Source organism: Nocardia yamanashiensis (genome assembly GCF_021183565.1).
GTDB lineage: Bacteria > Actinomycetota > Actinomycetes > Mycobacteriales > Mycobacteriaceae > Nocardia > Nocardia yamanashiensis.
Genome location: NZ_CP089226.1, coordinates 1,139,996 through 1,155,276 on the forward strand (window position 1 = coordinate 1,139,996; position 15,281 = coordinate 1,155,276).

The window sequence follows — 15,281 nt, forward strand, 5'->3', positions numbered from 1 at the left end:
CGCCTTGACGCGCGAGGTCATGCCCCGGCTGTTAGCGTCTGCGCTGATCGGGGTCCGATTCGGTGTGATGTGAGGGAGTGCGGGTGTGAGTGCGGAGGCCGATGGGCCGGTGCCGGGCGGGCCGGTGCGCCTGGGGACCATCGCGCGTGAATGGGGACGGATCGGGTGTATCGGATTCGGCGGGCCGCCAACCCATATCGCCCTGCTGCGGAAGCTGTGTGTGGAGCGGCGGCGCTGGATCGGGGCGACCGAGTTCGAGGACGCGATCGCGACCATGAACCTGCTGCCCGGGCCCGCGTCCACGCAGCTGGCCATTTTCTGCGCCTGGCGCTTGCGCGGCACGGCCGGCGCGTTGGTGGGCGGGCTGTGTTTCATCGTGCCGGGTCTGGTGCTGATTCTCGGGCTGGCCGCCTTCTTCCTCTCCGGTGATCTGCCGGCCTGGGCGGGCGGTGCGGCGGCCGGTGCGGGCGCGGCGGTGGCGGCGGTAGCGGTGCAGGCCGGGACGGCGCTGCTGCCCGCGAGCCGGCAGCGGGCCGGGGCCGAACGGGCGGCGCGGGCGCGCTGGATCGCCTACCTGATCGCGGGCGGTGCGGCGGCCGCGCTGATCGGGCCGTGGCTGGTATCGGTGCTGATCGCAGCGGGATTGGCGGAGATCGTGGTGCGCGGCGCACTGCCCCGCCGTCCGGGCTCGGCGGCCCGCGCGATACCGCTCGCGGTCGGTGCACCCGCGCTGGGCGGGCTGGCGGCGGTCGGCTGGGTGGCCTTGAAGGTGGGCGCGCTGTCCTACGGCGGCGGGTTCGTGATCATTCCGCTCATGCAGTCCGACGCGGTCGACCACCATCACTGGATGAGCCCGGCCCAATTCCTCAATGCCGTTGCGCTGGGCCAGATCACACCCGGACCGGTGGTGCAGACGGTGGCCGTGGTCGGCTACGCGGCCGCGGGCCTGTTCGGCGGATTGTTCGCCGCCGCAGTCGCTTTCGCCCCCTCGTTCCTCTTCGTCATCTTCGGCGGCCGCCATTTCGACCGGCTGCGCGCAAATGTCGCCGTGCAGGCCTTCCTGTCCGGTGCGGGCCCCGCGGTCATCGGCGCGATCATCGGCTCCGCGATCCCGCTCGCCCTGGCCCTGCGGCACGGCTGGCAGTTCGCAGTGCTTGCGGCGGCGGCGATTTGGCTGCTGGCGGCGCGGCGCGGCGTGGTGAGCGCGCTCCTGGGTGCCGGCGGGCTGGGCGTGCTGGCGGCCCTGGCGGGACTTCCCATCGGCTGATCGGCGCCGGTTCGCCGAGATCACGCTGACGGGCAAGCCGATTCGCGTCTCCGACATTGCATTACGGCAAACGGATTCGGGCCCTGTGTAACTGTTTCGACAGAAGTCAAGAACGCCAGCAACTTCTGGGTACATAGGGCGCAAGCCGGGCCGGACCCGGAGGCAAATAAATAAAGAAAGTTACGACCATGCGTAGAGCAACGGCGCTCTTCGCCGCATTATTGTTGGCCCTTCTCCTTTCCATCACTTCCGCGACCGGTCCGCAGGCTCAGGCCGATGACTGTACCGGTGTGTGGGCCATCGGAATCGGCGGTTTCGGAGACAACACCTCGTCGGTGTTCGCCCCGTTCGTCAATCAGCCCGTCGGATATACCTCCGCCAACCCGATGTCGGGGTATTACGAAATCGACCGGCTGTTCTGGCAGCATCGCGACCAGTGCCCGGGTGACCACATCAAGCTGATCGGTCACAGCGAGGGTGCGGGCATCCTGCACGCCTGGGTGACCAATCACCAGGACGCCGGCGATGCCAATGCCATTCTGCTGGCGGATCCCAAGCGGGCCGCGGGCCCGGGCTGGGCCGGTTTGTCCTCGACTCCCGGCAATCAGATCGTCGGCTATCCGCTTTCCGGAGTTGACGATTGGTTCGGCGGCTTCCCGACGCTGACCGTCTGCAACAGCGACGACCAGGTGTGTGACACCTCCGCAGGCTGGTGGGGCTACCTCTTCGGCGGCGCGCACACCCGCTACGATTTCAACGTCTGGGATTACGGCGATTGGGATTCCGGCGTCTGGTACCGGTAGTAAACAAGTCATGGGGATCAGTAACCGAACGGTTCTGGTCCCCATTGGCTGAATCCATGCCCCATCGAACTGCATACGGCCGCACCCTTGAAGGTGATCTGGCAGGTAGCCCCGGCATGCGTCACCCAGAACTGCGGATCGTAATAGTTGACGGCCGAAATCCGTTCCAGCGCCGGGTTTCCGCCCGGCAGCGTATGACTCCCATTGGAGTTCCACTGCGGATGCGCGGGCAGCGCGGTCGAATCGATGACTATCGCAGACACATTCGGCACCGGCACCTGCATTCCCACATACAGCACCTGCATCACCGAAGCGGGTGTCGCGAGATCGCATCCGACCGCGCCGTCCGCCCCGATCGAACAGTTCCAGTCGCCCATGGCGAAATACGCGGTGCCGTCCACGACCACCGGTCCGCCCGGTGTGTCCGCGTGCGCGGCGCCCGCCGCCCCGAACAGACACGCAACCATCCCGAATACTGTCCCGCAAACCCCGGCGGCGGTAACTTTCACGGCCCTGTGCACGGCATCTCCCTCGATGCGCCGATGACTCTCAGACCAAAACGGCCATAGAGAGAAGCTATCACTTTATGGCGCAAAGGCAAGAAATCTGTAGAGGGGGCTTGCGCGATAAATCGGCACGTCCAGGGGTTATTCCGGACTCTGTGCGACCTCATCTACTATTCGGATTAGTAGATGCCGGGGTTCGGGAGTGCGGAGGCTCGAGGGAGATCGCCGCTGGATCGGTGCACCTGCCCTCGGCGTCGCCGTCGCCGGCCGCCGTGTTCGGCTGGAATCCGCAACCACCGCCCATCACGGCGCGGGACGAATCGTATTGGGGCCGCAGCGATGAATCGGCGACGGTTCGCCGGTATGTACTCGTGAGCCGCTCGACGCGGCCGCGAACCCGAGGAGTGAACCATGTCCGACACCGCAGTGCACACCGACCGTGAGGCCGTTCTGGACGTCCTGAACAACCTCTACCGTGCGTGGGCCGCCAATGACGCGGAGGCGTTCGTCGCCGACTACGACCCGGAGGCGACGTCGATTCTGCGCGGCGTGCGCAATGAGGGCAGCGCGGCCACCCGCACGCATATGGCCGCGGGTTTCGCGGGCCCGCTGCGTGGTTCGACGACGATCGACGAACCGCAGTCGGTGCGTTTCCCGGCCCCCGACACCGCCGTCGTGGTGAGCCGCAGCGCAGTGGTGATGGCGGGCGAGGGCGAACCGCCCGCCGACCGCTGGGTGCTGGCGACCTGGACTCTGGTCCGGCGTGACGGGCGGTGGCTGATCACCGCCTATCACAACTGCCCGGAGCAGTAACGGGTCAGTTCAGGCGCACCCACTGTCCGGTGGACGGCACGCCGTTGCCGTCCACCACGAACAGCAGATACCAGCCGGGCGGGGCGAGCGCCGGATTGCCCGGCATGGTGAAGCTGAGCGAATTCGCTGCGGGAGTGGTGAATTCGAGATCGATGAGCCGCTGCTCGTTGTCGCACGAGTGGGTGCACGCGCCGGGGTGGAACAGCGAGGCTTCGCGGATCGGGGTGTCGGTGACGGCGGTGAGGGTGCCGCCGTAGCCGACGGTGTCCGCCCCGAGCGCGAGGCCGGGCCGCGGCCCCCGGAAAAGGTAGGCGGGCCAATAGATTTCGATCCGGAGCTCTTCGGTCTTGCGCGCCGGATTGGAGCCCGCCGTGATCACCTTGCCGTCGGGAGTGAGCAGCGCGATGGAATGGTAGAGCCGGGGCACGCGGCACGGTGCGGTGTGCATCCACATCCCGGTGGCGGGGTCGAAGATCTCGGCGTGCGCCGGTGCGGCGTGCGCCATTTCCTCCATGCCCGAACCGCCGGTGGCCAGTACCGTGCGATCGGGCAGCAGCACGGCGCTCAGGTGCATGCGGGCATGGTCCATCGGCGGCGCGGCCACGTATTCCGGGTGCGCGGCGGTGGTATCGACGATCCGGGCGTCGGCGAGAGCCGGTGCGGGACTGTGCATGTCGAATCCGCCGCCGCCGAGCAACATGACCCGCTGATCCTGCGCGGGCGGCAGCAGCACACTGGCGGCTTGATTGCGGGACCCCGGATCGGTGAGGCCGCCGACCTCGGTGGTGGCCCCGGTGACCGGATCCCAGATGGACGGCCGCATACCGTTATTGCCGCCGTACTGGCCGCCGGTGTAGAACAGCCGTCCGTCGGCGAGCAGCACCAGATGGCCGTACATGGGTATGGGTCCGGGCACCGGCAGCGTGGACCAGGTCCGGGTCTCCGGATCGAACAGCTCCGGCACCACCGACAGGAAATTGTCGGCGCCGAGCCCGGACACCGCCACCACCTTGCCGTCCGGCAGTGCCGCCAGCGACGGATACCACCGCCCGAATGCCATGTCCGGCACCCGATTCCAGGTCAGGTCGGCCGGATCGAAGATGAGGGCGTCGCGCAGGCCGTAGAACGGGTCGTAGCGTTCTGTGCCGCCCGCCGCGAGCAGCCGGCCGTCGGGCAGGAAGGCCTGGCCGACACAGAACAGGTCGATGGGCGTGCTCGGCGCGTCCAGCCCCGGGTGCGGGTAATGCCAGACCCGCGTACGGAATTCGTGCGCCTCGTGCCGGTCCGGATCGTTCCCGGAGCCCGCGAAGAACAGCACGTCGCCGGTGTGCAGCAGAGCGGCGTGCACCGGATTGATCTCGGTGTTGAAGTCGAGGATCCGCCACACCCCCAGATGCGCGGCGTGCGTGAGATCGGTTTCCAGTTCGAGGACCCGCAGATATCCGGCATTGCGTCCCTCGGGCGCGTCGATGGTGCACACCACCAGTTCCGGTTGTGCCCCGCCGGTGTCGAGCAGAGCCGTTGCCGCGCCCTGGTTTTCGGTGAACTCCCACGGCAGCACCGTCCAGGCGCTCCAGCCGTCGAGCGCGTGCCCGGACCCGTCCAGTCCCCAGCCGATGGTGTACACCCCGGAATTGGCGCCGCCGGGATTGTCGACGCCGAACACCACCAGTTCGGGCCGGCCGTCACCGTCGAGGTCGGCGGCCGTGATGCCCGCGCCCTGGTTCTCCCACCCGTACCAGTCCGGCACCGCCACCCACGGCGTCCACGCGCCGACGGTCCCGTCCGCCCGGATGCCTTTGGCCAGCCGGAATTGCCCGGAGTTCGGTCCGGGCGGATTGTCGACGGTCAGCACCACCAGCACGTCCTGCCCGTCGATCCGGGTCAGGCAGATATCCGCGCCCTGGTTCTCCCAGCCGAACCAGTCGGGCACCGCGAGCCACGGCGTCCAGCCGCCGGTCACGGTGCCGTCCGCGGCCAGATCCCGGCCGATCCGGTAGTACCCCTGGTTCTGGCCGGGCGGGTTGTCCACCACGAACACCACCAGATCGAGGCGCCCGTTGCCGCTCAGGTCCGCGAGCGCGACCCCGGCGCCCTGGTTCTCCCAGCCGAACCAGTCCGGCACGGTGAGCCACGGCCCCCAGTCCCGGACCGACCCATCGGCGGCGAATCCATTGCCCACCCGATACAGTCCCGCGTTCTGCCCGGCCGGGTCGTCGACCATGAGCACCAGCACATCCGGTGCGCCGTCGCCGTCGATATCGCCGACGGCTATCCCGCAGTCCTGGTTCTCCCACGCGGGCCAGCCGGGCACCGCCACGAATTCACCTGCCACGCCTAGATCGTCGTCCCTCGGCGATGATCTCGCCCGCCGATCGGCGAGGTTGTCCGCCGATGTCCGCGCGCCGGGTCAGGCGCGGGCGCTGCCGCGCAGCCAATCCGGCCACGGCATGCTCCAGTCGCCGTTCTGCCAGATGTCGAGGGGTTCGCCGCCGGTATTGCGCACCTCCACCACGTCACCGGTGCCGATGAAGTCGTAGAACCAGGCGGCATCGGCCGGCGACAGGTTCAGGCAGCCGTGCGAGACGTTCGTATTGCCTTGCGCCCACATGCTTTCCGCCAGCGCGTGCACGAAGATGCCGTCGTGGCTGATGCGCACCGCGTGATCGATGCTGGTCTTGTAGCCGAGCCGCGAATTCACCGGCAGCCCATAGCTGGAGGAATCCATGATGACCGGGTTCTGCCGGTCCAGCACCGTATAGGTGCCCGGCCGGGTCCAGAACGAGAGCAGCCGCCCGCCCACCACCGCCGAACCGCCCATGCCCATCGAAGTGGGCATGGTGCGCACCAGGTTTCCGTTCTCGAAGACGTCGATCATCTTGGTGTTGTCGTCGGCGATGGCCACCCGTGCCGGCCCGATCAGCACCGAAACCCGCTGATCCCGTAGCCCGTACGCGCCGCCGCCGAGCGGGACGCCGAACAGTTCGGCCGCCACCGTGACCCGGGAACCCGCCGCGTAGTACCGTTCCGGCCGCCAGTGCGCGTTCTGATCGTCGAGCCAGAACCAGGATCCGGGCACCGCCGGCTCGGTGATCACCTTCAGCTGGGTTTCCGCCGTCACCCGGTCGACAGGCTCGGCGAAATGCGCCACCAGCACCAAACCCACGCCGTACGTGTCGTTTTCGGCGAGTTCGACCATGGTCGCCGACCGCAGCGAGACATCGACGAGCCGATCGGGCACGACGGTCGCGCAGTTCGCGGTCGCGGTGATGTCTCCGGTTTCGCCGTGCGCCACGGCTTTCGCGGTGTAGGTGTGGCCGTAGCCGAGCGGTTCGGCGGAGGTCCAGGTCCGCTGATCGGCGCTCAGCGCGCCCGGCAGCGGCCGCCCGGTCTCGTCGATCCACTCCACACTGCGCAGGGCGCCATCGGTGACCGTGACCCGGCCCGGCTGCCGCGCATCCACGTCGCGGGCGTCGAGGGCCGGTTCGAAACGGAGCACCGCCGGTTTGGGCGGCGGCGCGGGTTCCCGGTCGCGTCCGCATCCGGCGAGGGTGAGCCCGCCCGCTCCCGCCAAGCCGATCAGCAGCTCCCGACGTCTCAAACCCACCGTACGTCTCCTTTCGCCTGCCCGACGGCCACGGTCAGCATGCTTTTCGAGACGCACATCCGACACGCCGACAAGCCTGATCTCCACCGATCCGTCGCAGAACCGACACCGGATAGATTCGTTTCCCGCCGCGGCCCGGATCGCGCTTGCCAGTGTGTCCCCGGCCGGGTCAGCCGATATCGAGGTCGGCGTAGACGGCGGCGTGATCCGAGGCCGCCTGTTCCGGTCCGGCGATGGTGTCGAAGTGCGGGAACAGGGTGCCGTGCACCCCGCCCCACACCCCCTTGCGGAAGATGGCGCCGCCGCTGGCTCGCGCGAACAGGCTGGGCGACAACAGGATGTAGTCGATCTTCTGGCGCGCGGTGCCATTGCCCAGGGTGCCCGGGCGGCCGCCGTCGTCGAAGCCCGGCGCCGCACTGATATCGGTGAGGTCGGTGGCGTCCAGCAGTGGTTTCAGCGCGTCGCTGTCGGGGGTGTCGTTGAAATCGCCCAGCACCACCACGTGCTCGACGCCCTCGTCCCGCAGCCGCCGGTAGATCTCGGCCACCCGCGCGGCCTGCTTCTTGCGCCGTTTGTCGCTGCTGGACTGGTGCCCGCCGAACTTGCTCTTGAGATGGTTCACCAGCAGCACGAACGGCTGCCCGGCCAGCGCACTGCCGGCGGGGAATTGGAAGCGATACTCGGGGCAGTCGCGGCTGAAGGTCCGATTGTCGAGGGGGCCGTCGTCCACGTGCGAGCGAATATCCCGCAATGGGTAGCGGCCGGTGGAGATCACGCCGACGTCGATGCCGCGCTTGTCATTGCCGTCGATGAGCATGACGTGCGGATAGCGCGGCTCGCCCTGCTCGTCGCGGATCAGCGTGAACCCGAAGCGCTGCAGCGTATTGCGGTCCTCGGCCTCCACCACGCCGACGATATCGGCGCCGATCTCGGTGAACACCCGGGCGGTATTGCTCATGGCGGCCGAATCGGTGCGGTCCTTGATCAGCTCGACCCAGCCCACCCAATCCTGGCGGCCCTCGGCCACCACGATCACGTCGTCGGCGGTGCCGCCCTGCGGTTTCTTCAGCAGTTTGCCGCGAATCCGGCGCATGACGGCGAAGGTGTCCTCCCGGGTCGCATCGCCGTCATCGAGCAGCAGATCCAGGACTTTCAGCAGGCGCAGGATCTCGGCCTTGTCGGCGGGGGAATAGATCTCGTGCTCGAAGATCTCGTTGACCCTGGCGTAGGCGTCGAGCACCGGATCGGCGACGCCGGGCGGCGCGCCGAGCACCCGGGCCCGGGCGAAGAGGTTCTCCACATTGAAGGAGGCGATTCGAATGCGGTTGGTAGCCATGGCAGCGCTCCACCGGTCGCAGTGCTCGAGCGTGATCGCTCGAGACCAGTCTGGCACCGCCACGGCGGCGGCGAGCGAGTAGTGAGCTACTCGAATCGGTCGCGGGCCGCGGTCACCAGGGCGCGGACGGCGGGCGGCAGCGTCTGCTCCGGATCCGGGGCGAAACGCGGGGAGTGATTGGCCGGGAAGCGTTCCGGCAGCAGATGCTCGGTGAGCATGAGCTGCTGATCGGCCTCGGTGAAGCGGGCCGGGTCGACGCCGCCGATATGCCAGAACACCGACGGGCAGCCCGCCGCCGTGCCGAACAGGCCGAAATCCTCGCTGCCGGTGAGCGGATCGGTCAACGGCAGGGTCGGTACGCCGCCCGCGGTGAGGGCCGCGATCAGGCGTTCGGTGGCGTCGGGGGTGTTCACGGTGACCGGGAACGGATCGTAGAACTCGACTTTCGGCGGCTGCGGGGCGCCCGCGGCCTCGGCTTCGGCGGCCGTGACCCGTTCGACGGCATCGAGCATGCGGCGGCGGGTGGAGTCGGAGAAGGTGCGCAGGGTCAGCAGCAGTTCCGCGGATTCGGCGATGATGTTCGGCCGGGTGCCCACGTGCAGTGCGCCCGGGGTGAGAATCGGCGAATTGGGCAGCGAGGACTGCTGGGCGGCAAGGGTTTGCAGGCGCAGCACCAGCGACGCGGCCATGACCAGCGGATTGACGGCGGCGTGCGGCATGGAGCCGTGGCCGCCGGAACCGGTGAGCAGCACCCGGATCGAATCGGAGGCGGCCATCAGGACGCCGCCGCGGGTGACGGCGAGACCGGCGGGCATCGGGCCGACATGCTGGCCCAGCACGATGCCCGGGGCCGGGAAACGTTCCAGCAGGCCGTCGTTCAGCATGGCCTGCGCGCCCGCGCCGGTCTCCTCGGCGGGCTGGAAGACCGCGACCACGGTGCCGGGCAGGGCGGGGCCGGCGGCCAGTTCGGCGCAGGCGGCCAGCAGCGCGGTCACGTGCACGTCGTGGCCGCAGGCGTGCATGACGCCGGCGGTTTCCGAGGCGTAGTCCAGGCCCGTCTGCTCCTGCACGGGGAGCGCGTCCATATCGGCGCGCAGCCAGACCACCGGACCGGGACCGCCGTGCAGGACGGCCACCACGCCCGTGCCGCCGACGCCCGGGGTGACATCCCAGCCCGGCATGGCGCGCAGTTCGTCGGCGACCAATCGCGCGGTGGCGTGCTCCTGGCCGGAGAGTTCCGGGTGCGCGTGCAGGTGGCGATACACCTGCTGCCAGTGTGCGTCCGGGGTCGGCTGGTTCATGAGGTGATCTCCTTCGCGGTGGCGGGAATGGCGTCGGCGGGCAGGGGAGTTCGGGAAGTGACGGCGGCGCGGAAGGCGTCGGCGGACTGCGGCACCAGGAACGCGGCCACGATCGCCACCAGCGGTCCGAGGGCCATCACCTCGAAAGCCGTGGTGTAGGAGACGTGATCGGTGACCACGCCGAACGCCAGGGGACTGAGCACGCCAGCCAGCTGTCCGCCGAAGATGATCACGCCGGTGGCCACGCCCAGGAAACTACTGGGCAGGGCGCGCAGGGGCACCGCGAACGCGGGCATATAGCAGAGCGACGCCACCAGCCCCATGATCGAGGCGGTCACGATGAACAGCGGGAACGATTGCACGCGCGGCAGCAGGAACAGCAGTGCGACCACGACGGTCATGGCGGGCGCGACGATCAGCCGGGCCCGTCCGCCCAGCCGATCCGACAGCCGTGCACCCAGCACCACGCCCACCGCACCGGCGGCGGTCGACGGCAGCGACGCCCACGCGATCACACTCATCTCTATACCGCGTACCTCGTGCAGATAGGTGGGAGACCACGCGGTCACACCCCACACCAGCACGTCGTAGCCGAAGAACATGGCCGCGAAACCCAGCAGCGCGGGGGCGCGCAGCACGGCACGGCGGGCGGCGGGATCCAGCAGTGGGGCCGCGAGTTCGTTGTGCGGCAACGGTTCCGGCATCCAGCGCCGCCACGCCAGCACCACCGCCACGCCCAGCAGCGAGATGACCGCGAACATGACGCGCCAGCCCGCGGCCGGCAGCAGCATCGCCGCGATCACCGACGCGAACAGGATGCCTGCCGCATTCGAGGAGTTCACCCAGCCCGAGGCCGTGGTGCGCTGCTCCGGCGCCGTGCGCTCCGACAGCGCTTTCAGCGCGGCCGCCGGGAACACCCCCTGCACCAGGCCGAACAGGAATCGCATGGCCAGCAGCACGCTGAAAGACCAAGCCAGCGCGGTCAATCCGGTGAACACCGACCAGGCCAGCAGTCCGATGCCGCCCACGGTGAGCGCTCCGAACCTGTCCGCGAGCAGCCCGCCCGGCACCTGCATGCCCGCGTAGGCGAGGAAGAACACCGACACCAGCAGGCCCTGCTGGGTGTGGTCGAGCCCGAGATCGTCGCCGATCGAGGGCAGTGCGAAATTGATGACGATGCGATCGATGTAATCCACCACCCACGCCGCGAACAGCAGCAGGACGGTGATCCGGGTGGTGCGCGGCATCGGCTGGCGAACCCTTTCGCGGCGGGGTGCGTAACTCGTGCCACAATGACCGCCATGCCGCATGAGTCCGCGGATTCGCCGGATATCGGCATTCCCGACATCGATCCGCCGGGATCCGCCATCCCGGTGTTCGGGGAGCGCGATCTGGACCTGGTGAACGCCCTGCAGATCAATCCCCGTGCGCCCTGGGGCCGCATCGGCGCTTCCCTCGGCATGGACGCCACCACCGCGGCCCGCCGCTGGCGCCGGCTGACCGAGAGCGGGCTGGCCTGGCTCACCGCCTACGCGCCGGAATTCGCCACGGTCGCCTACCTTCGCCTGCACTGCCGCACCGAGGCCATCGCCGAGATCTCCGGCCGTGTCTGCGCCTGGCCGTGGGTCGTCAGCGTCGAACGCATCACCGGCCATTACGCGCTGCAACTCACCGTCGCCCTGGAAAACCCGGGCGCCCTGGACGGTTTCGTCACCGGAGCGCTGGCCGCCCTGCCCGGCGTGCTCGCCGTGCGGCCCGCGATCGGCCTGCACACCTATCTCGAAGGCAGCCACTGGCGGCCCCAGGCGCTCGACCCCGCCCAGCGCACCCTGCTCACCGATGCGCCCGACCGTCCTCGGCCGGCCTCCACCCGCCGCCCCGGCGACCTGGATCTGTTGCTCGCGCTCGGATCCGACGCCCGCCGCACCAATACCGACCTGGCGGCGGACACCGGGCTCACCGAATCCACGGTGCGCCGCCGCATCACCGAGATGACCCGCTCCCAGCGCCTGCTCTTCCGCTGCGATTTCGCCGAGGCGCATGCCGGCTGGTCGGTCATCATGACCTATCGGGCCAGCCTGCCCGCCCATGATCTCGACACCGTCACCGCGGCCTTGCGCGCCTGGCCGGAAATCCGGCTCTGTGTGGCGACCGCCGACGACGAATCCAACCTGCTGCTCATCACCTGGCTGCGCACGCCCGCCGAAACCCTGCACACCGAAACCCGCCTCCACCAATCCTTTCCCCACCTGCGCATCACCGAACGCCAGTTGACCCTCCGCACGCTCAAACGCATGGGCCGACTCCTGAACCCCGCCGGACTGGCCACCACGCACGTCCCGTTCGGGCTCTGGACCGCGACCGGCGGCTTCCGTCCCGGGGCGGCGAACTCCTGACCGAATCCGGTGGCGGGCCGGGTCGCGGACGCCCGGCGGCGCGATCGCACAGCATGATGGGGTTATGCGCGGATTGCTGATTTTCCTGGTCGTGGTCGGGATCGCACTGGTCGTGGGGGATCGGGTGGGAGTGGTGGCGGCGCAGAACGAGATCGGGCGGAAGATCGCGGAGGAGTACGGGCTCGCGCAGCAGCCGAGCGTGACGATCGGCGGGTTTCCGTTCCTGACGCAGGCTTTCGACGGGAAGTACGAGGATGTCGAGGTGCGGGCGGACGAGTGGAGTGATCAGGGGATGTCGGTACGGGATCTGCGGGTGAAGCTGACGGGGGTGTCGGCTCCGCTGGGGGATCTGGTGCAGAGCCGGACCTCGAATATCGAAGCCGCCGATGCGACGGCGACCGCGCTGGTGCCCTACGAGACGGTCAAGGGTTATGCGCCGTCGGGAGTGGAGTCGATCTCCGACAGCCCGGAGGGGTTGCGGGTCACCGGGAAGTTCGAGGTGGAGGGGATTCCGGTGCCGGTGCCCGCGACGGTGGTGGTGACGGTGAATCCGACCGTCGGCGGGATCGAGGTGGTGCCGGTGTCGGTGCAATCGACCATGGGCGGGCCGGCCATCTCCCTGGCGTGGTTGCGGGAATCGCTCACCTTCACGGTGCCACTGCAGAAGCTGCCGCTCGGTGCGCAATTGACCTCCATCGAACCGAGTGCGGACGGATTGCTGGTGACGGCCGTCGCGCACAATGTGCGGTTCTCGGACCTGCCGTAGTCCGGGCTCTCGCCGCCCCGGCTATGTTGGATCCGATTGCACGGGCGGCGGTTTCGTGGCCGGCCGGGGAGGAATGGAGACGGGTATGGCTGGCGATGAGGCCGGGCGTTTCGGTGGCCGGGTGGCCGTGGTGACGGGAGCGTCGTCGGGACTGGGAGCCGCCGTGGCGCGGACGCTGAGCGCGGGCGGGGCCCGGGTGTTCGGGGTGGGGCGGGACGAGCAGCGGCTCGACGCCGCGCTCGCCGGGGCCGAAAGCGCTTGGCTGGCAGCGGATCTCGCCGACCCCGGCGCCGGGGACGAGATCGTCCGGGTGTGTGCCGAGCGGTTCGGCGGGATCGACATCCTGGTCAACGCGGCGGGTGCGCACACCATGCGGCATACCGGGGAAGTCACCGACGCGGAATGGCAGCGCGATCTCGCGGTGAATCTGAGTGCGCCGTTCTTCCTGTCGCGGGCGGCCCTGCCGTTCCTGCTCGCGGCGGGCGGATGCATCGTCAATGTGGCCTCGATCGCCGGGCTCGAGGGGCAGGCGTATTCGGCGGGATACTGTGCGGCCAAACACGGGCTGATCGGGCTCACCCGGGCCATGGCGCTCGAATTCGACGGCAAGGGAATTCGGGTGAACGCCGTATGCCCCGGCGGGATGACGACGCCGCTGCTCGAGAACTTCACCTTCCCGGCGGACCCCGACTACACGCTGATCATGAAGACCGCCACCGCGCGCGGGCTGATGGATCCGCAGCAGGTCGCGAATGTGATCGCGTTCCTGTGCTCCGCGGAAGCCTCGGCCGTGCACGGCGCGGTCTACACCGTCGACAATGGAAAGATGGCGCTCTGAACCGGATTCAGTGCGCGCCCGGGCGGACGATCATGAGCACGACCACCACCGCCCACAGCAGGTTGTAGATACCCGCCAGCATCGACAGCTGACGCAGGCGCTGACCTTCGTCCGGCTGATCCAGGGCCTGCTTCTGGATCGGGTGGATGAAGGCCGCCAGCAGCCCGCCCGCGATGAAGGTGAGCGCCATGGCGACGGTGATCCAGATCTCGCCCATCCGCCCCTGCACCGCCGCCAGCGCGATGCCCACCACCGGCACGATCAGCGCCAGCACCGCGTAACTGCCGGTGATCCGGTGAAATGCCTTGGCCACCGCCACATTTCGCACTTCCCCGGCCTGCTCCGCGGTCTCCGCCACCGGCGCATAGCGCGGAAACAGGCTCGCGGCCACCGCGGATCCGCCCACGAAGACGATCGCGGCCAGCACATGAATCGACAGCAGTGCGCTCTGCATTGCTCTTCCTCCCACCTTCAGTCTGACTGAAGCATAGCCCTAAGCTTCAATTCGGCTGAAGGTTGTGGGAAAGTTCACCGCGGCATCGAAAACCGCTGTATCAGGACACGTTCCGCCCCGTGTACGCGGCCACCACCGCCGCCCCGACCTGCCGCAGCACCGCATCCCCCGCGGCCCCGAACAGCCGCTCGTCCACCTCCGCCACCACCGCCTCCGCCGCCCGCAGCAAGCGCCCGCCCTTGGCCGTCAGCTCGATATTCGACGCCGACCCCGCCCGCGCCGTCCGATCCCGCACCAGCCCGTCGGCCACCATCGCCTTCACCCCCGTATGCACGCTCTGCACACTGATCCCGCCCATCCGCGCCAGCTCACTGAACGAAATCCCCGGCACACTCGCGATATGCCCGAGCAGCGCCAGCCGCGCCACCGTCAGATTCAGCCCCGCCAGCGCCGCCCCGAGTTCGGCTTCGACACGATGCGCCAAGGTCAGCACGAGGACGGAAGCGCTGACCGGCGGCGGCACGGGACGATCGTTGACGGTACTCACCCGCCCATTTTCCAGCACCGGCCTCTAAGGTCGATCTCGAGTACTCCCCAGCTGGAAGGCACGACTTGATGAGCAAGGTCGAACGGATCGAGGTCTCGCGCCTGATTCCCGCTCCCGCCGCCGATATTTTCGCCGTCCTGGCCGACCCGCAGGGCCACGTGGACATCGATGCCTCGGGGATGCTGATGGACGCCGAGGGCGATCCGGTGCGGCAGGCCGGCGATCGCTTCACGGTGTTCATGGATCGGGAAGCGCTGGGCGACTTCGATCTCGGCAAGTACACCGTCGAGGTCATCATCACCACGCTCGTCCCTGACGTCGAGATCGCCTGGACGGTCGAGGGCAGGCTCCGCCCGCACGTGCGCCACATCTACGGTTACCGCCTGGAATCCGTGGCCGACGGCACCCTCGTCACCTCGTACTACGACTGGTCCGAGATCGACGAAACCTGGAAGCAGCGCCTGACTTTCCCGATCGTCCCCGAGTCGGCGCTCAAGGCCACCCTCGGCATTCTCGAGCGTACGGTCCGCCGCGTCAAGTGATAGCCTGCGGTTAGCCCGTCATCGGATAATCCATTGGCGGGCAACCGATTGCGCGGCGGGTGGTCCGATACCCGCGTGTCGTCTTCCCGTAACGCCGACACTGAT

General features: G+C 68.7%; 15 protein-coding genes. 7 read left to right on the forward strand and 8 right to left on the reverse strand.

The features are described 5' to 3' along the window. Positions 1 to 85 precede the first annotated feature (85 nt). On the forward strand, positions 86 to 1,267 hold the full coding sequence (gene chrA, locus LTV02_RS05380) for a chromate efflux transporter (RefSeq protein WP_233038792.1): 1,182 nt from the start codon (positions 86 to 88) through the stop codon (positions 1,265 to 1,267). A 290-nt stretch (positions 1,268 to 1,557) separates the two neighbouring features. Next, positions 1,558 to 2,070 carry an alpha/beta hydrolase family protein gene (locus tag LTV02_RS05385; RefSeq protein ID WP_084536308.1) on the forward strand — a complete coding sequence of 171 codons (513 nt, stop codon included), beginning with the start codon at positions 1,558 to 1,560 and terminating at the stop codon, positions 2,068 to 2,070. Positions 2,071 to 2,087: 17 nt separating this feature from the next. Here LTV02_RS05385 and LTV02_RS05390 read toward each other — a convergent pair whose 3' ends face one another. Continuing rightward, positions 2,088 to 2,537, reverse strand: coding sequence for a hypothetical protein (locus LTV02_RS05390; RefSeq protein ID WP_233038793.1), 450 nt, complete (start codon positions 2,535 to 2,537; stop codon positions 2,088 to 2,090). A gap of 450 nt (positions 2,538 to 2,987) precedes the next feature. Here LTV02_RS05390 and LTV02_RS05395 point away from each other — a divergent pair, with 450 nt between their 5' ends. Next, complete coding sequence (locus LTV02_RS05395; RefSeq protein ID WP_067723286.1) at positions 2,988 to 3,389, forward strand: SgcJ/EcaC family oxidoreductase; 402 nt, start codon at positions 2,988 to 2,990, stop codon at positions 3,387 to 3,389. A gap of 4 nt (positions 3,390 to 3,393) precedes the next feature. Here the strand turns inward: LTV02_RS05395 and LTV02_RS05400 are convergent, their stop codons facing one another. The 5 genes from LTV02_RS05400 to LTV02_RS05420 form a co-directional block, all read right to left on the reverse strand. After that, positions 3,394 to 5,724 carry a galactose oxidase-like domain-containing protein gene (locus tag LTV02_RS05400; RefSeq protein WP_233038794.1) on the reverse strand — a complete coding sequence of 777 codons (2,331 nt, stop codon included), beginning with the start codon at positions 5,722 to 5,724 and terminating at the stop codon, positions 3,394 to 3,396. A gap of 75 nt (positions 5,725 to 5,799) precedes the next feature. Next, positions 5,800 to 6,996 carry a L,D-transpeptidase gene (locus LTV02_RS05405; protein WP_233038795.1) on the reverse strand — a complete coding sequence of 399 codons (1,197 nt, stop codon included), beginning with the start codon at positions 6,994 to 6,996 and terminating at the stop codon, positions 5,800 to 5,802. Positions 6,997 to 7,165: 169 nt separating this feature from the next. Further along, positions 7,166 to 8,332: an endonuclease/exonuclease/phosphatase family protein gene (locus LTV02_RS05410; protein WP_233038796.1), complete on the reverse strand. Its 1,167-nt coding sequence runs from the start codon at positions 8,330 to 8,332 to the stop codon at positions 7,166 to 7,168. 86 nt (positions 8,333 to 8,418) lie between these two features. Next, entirely contained in the window at positions 8,419 to 9,633 is a 1,215-nt protein-coding gene (locus LTV02_RS05415; protein WP_233038797.1) for an amidohydrolase, read from the reverse strand. Then, positions 9,630 to 10,880, reverse strand: a complete 1,251-nt coding sequence (locus LTV02_RS05420) for an MFS transporter (RefSeq protein WP_233038798.1) — start codon at positions 10,878 to 10,880, stop codon at positions 9,630 to 9,632. The genes LTV02_RS05415 and LTV02_RS05420 overlap by 4 nt, the downstream gene beginning before the upstream one ends. Positions 10,881 to 10,934: 54 nt before the next feature. On the opposite strand from LTV02_RS05420, the gene LTV02_RS05425 reads away from it, so the two are divergent. From LTV02_RS05425 to LTV02_RS05435, 3 genes are all read left to right on the forward strand, one after another. Then, entirely contained in the window at positions 10,935 to 12,029 is a 1,095-nt protein-coding gene (locus LTV02_RS05425) for an Lrp/AsnC family transcriptional regulator (protein WP_233038799.1), read from the forward strand. 64 nt (positions 12,030 to 12,093) lie between these two features. Continuing rightward, positions 12,094 to 12,795 (forward strand): LmeA family phospholipid-binding protein, encoded by a 702-nt coding sequence (locus LTV02_RS05430; protein ID WP_233038800.1) that lies wholly within the window; start codon positions 12,094 to 12,096, stop codon positions 12,793 to 12,795. An 85-nt stretch (positions 12,796 to 12,880) separates the two neighbouring features. Beyond that, entirely contained in the window at positions 12,881 to 13,633 is a 753-nt protein-coding gene (locus tag LTV02_RS05435) for an SDR family NAD(P)-dependent oxidoreductase (protein WP_233038801.1), read from the forward strand. A 7-nt stretch (positions 13,634 to 13,640) separates the two neighbouring features. Here LTV02_RS05435 and LTV02_RS05440 read toward each other — a convergent pair whose 3' ends face one another. Both LTV02_RS05440 and LTV02_RS05445 read right to left on the reverse strand, forming a co-directional pair. After that, positions 13,641 to 14,087 (reverse strand): hypothetical protein, encoded by a 447-nt coding sequence (locus LTV02_RS05440; RefSeq protein WP_067723271.1) that lies wholly within the window; start codon positions 14,085 to 14,087, stop codon positions 13,641 to 13,643. Between the two features lie 100 nt (positions 14,088 to 14,187). After that, complete coding sequence (locus LTV02_RS05445; protein WP_233038802.1) at positions 14,188 to 14,634, reverse strand: MarR family winged helix-turn-helix transcriptional regulator; 447 nt, start codon at positions 14,632 to 14,634, stop codon at positions 14,188 to 14,190. Between the two features lie 68 nt (positions 14,635 to 14,702). Here LTV02_RS05445 and LTV02_RS05450 point away from each other — a divergent pair, with 68 nt between their 5' ends. Continuing rightward, positions 14,703 to 15,176: an SRPBCC family protein gene (locus LTV02_RS05450; RefSeq protein WP_233038803.1), complete on the forward strand. Its 474-nt coding sequence runs from the start codon at positions 14,703 to 14,705 to the stop codon at positions 15,174 to 15,176. Positions 15,177 to 15,281: the final 105 nt, after the last annotated feature.

Bases quoted from the DNA above. Each gene is read 5' to 3' on its own strand.
- LTV02_RS05420 (WP_233038798.1), bottom strand. From the start codon at position 10,880: ATGCCGCGCACCACCCGGATCACCGTCCTGCTGCTGTTCGCGGCGTGG.
- LTV02_RS05440 (WP_067723271.1), bottom strand. From the start codon at position 14,087: ATGCAGAGCGCACTGCTGTCGATTCATGTGCTGGCCGCGATCGTCTTC.
- LTV02_RS05450 (WP_233038803.1), top strand. From the start codon at position 14,703: ATGAGCAAGGTCGAACGGATCGAGGTCTCGCGCCTGATTCCCGCTCCC.
- LTV02_RS05390 (WP_233038793.1), bottom strand. From the start codon at position 2,537: ATGGTTGCGTGTCTGTTCGGGGCGGCGGGCGCCGCGCACGCGGACACA.
- LTV02_RS05395 (WP_067723286.1), top strand. From the start codon at position 2,988: ATGTCCGACACCGCAGTGCACACCGACCGTGAGGCCGTTCTGGACGTC.
- LTV02_RS05410 (WP_233038796.1), bottom strand. From the start codon at position 8,332: ATGGCTACCAACCGCATTCGAATCGCCTCCTTCAATGTGGAGAACCTC.
- LTV02_RS05430 (WP_233038800.1), top strand. From the start codon at position 12,094: ATGCGCGGATTGCTGATTTTCCTGGTCGTGGTCGGGATCGCACTGGTC.
- LTV02_RS05425 (WP_233038799.1), top strand. From the start codon at position 10,935: ATGCCGCATGAGTCCGCGGATTCGCCGGATATCGGCATTCCCGACATC.
- LTV02_RS05415 (WP_233038797.1), bottom strand. From the start codon at position 9,633: ATGAACCAGCCGACCCCGGACGCACACTGGCAGCAGGTGTATCGCCAC.
- LTV02_RS05435 (WP_233038801.1), top strand. From the start codon at position 12,881: ATGGCTGGCGATGAGGCCGGGCGTTTCGGTGGCCGGGTGGCCGTGGTG.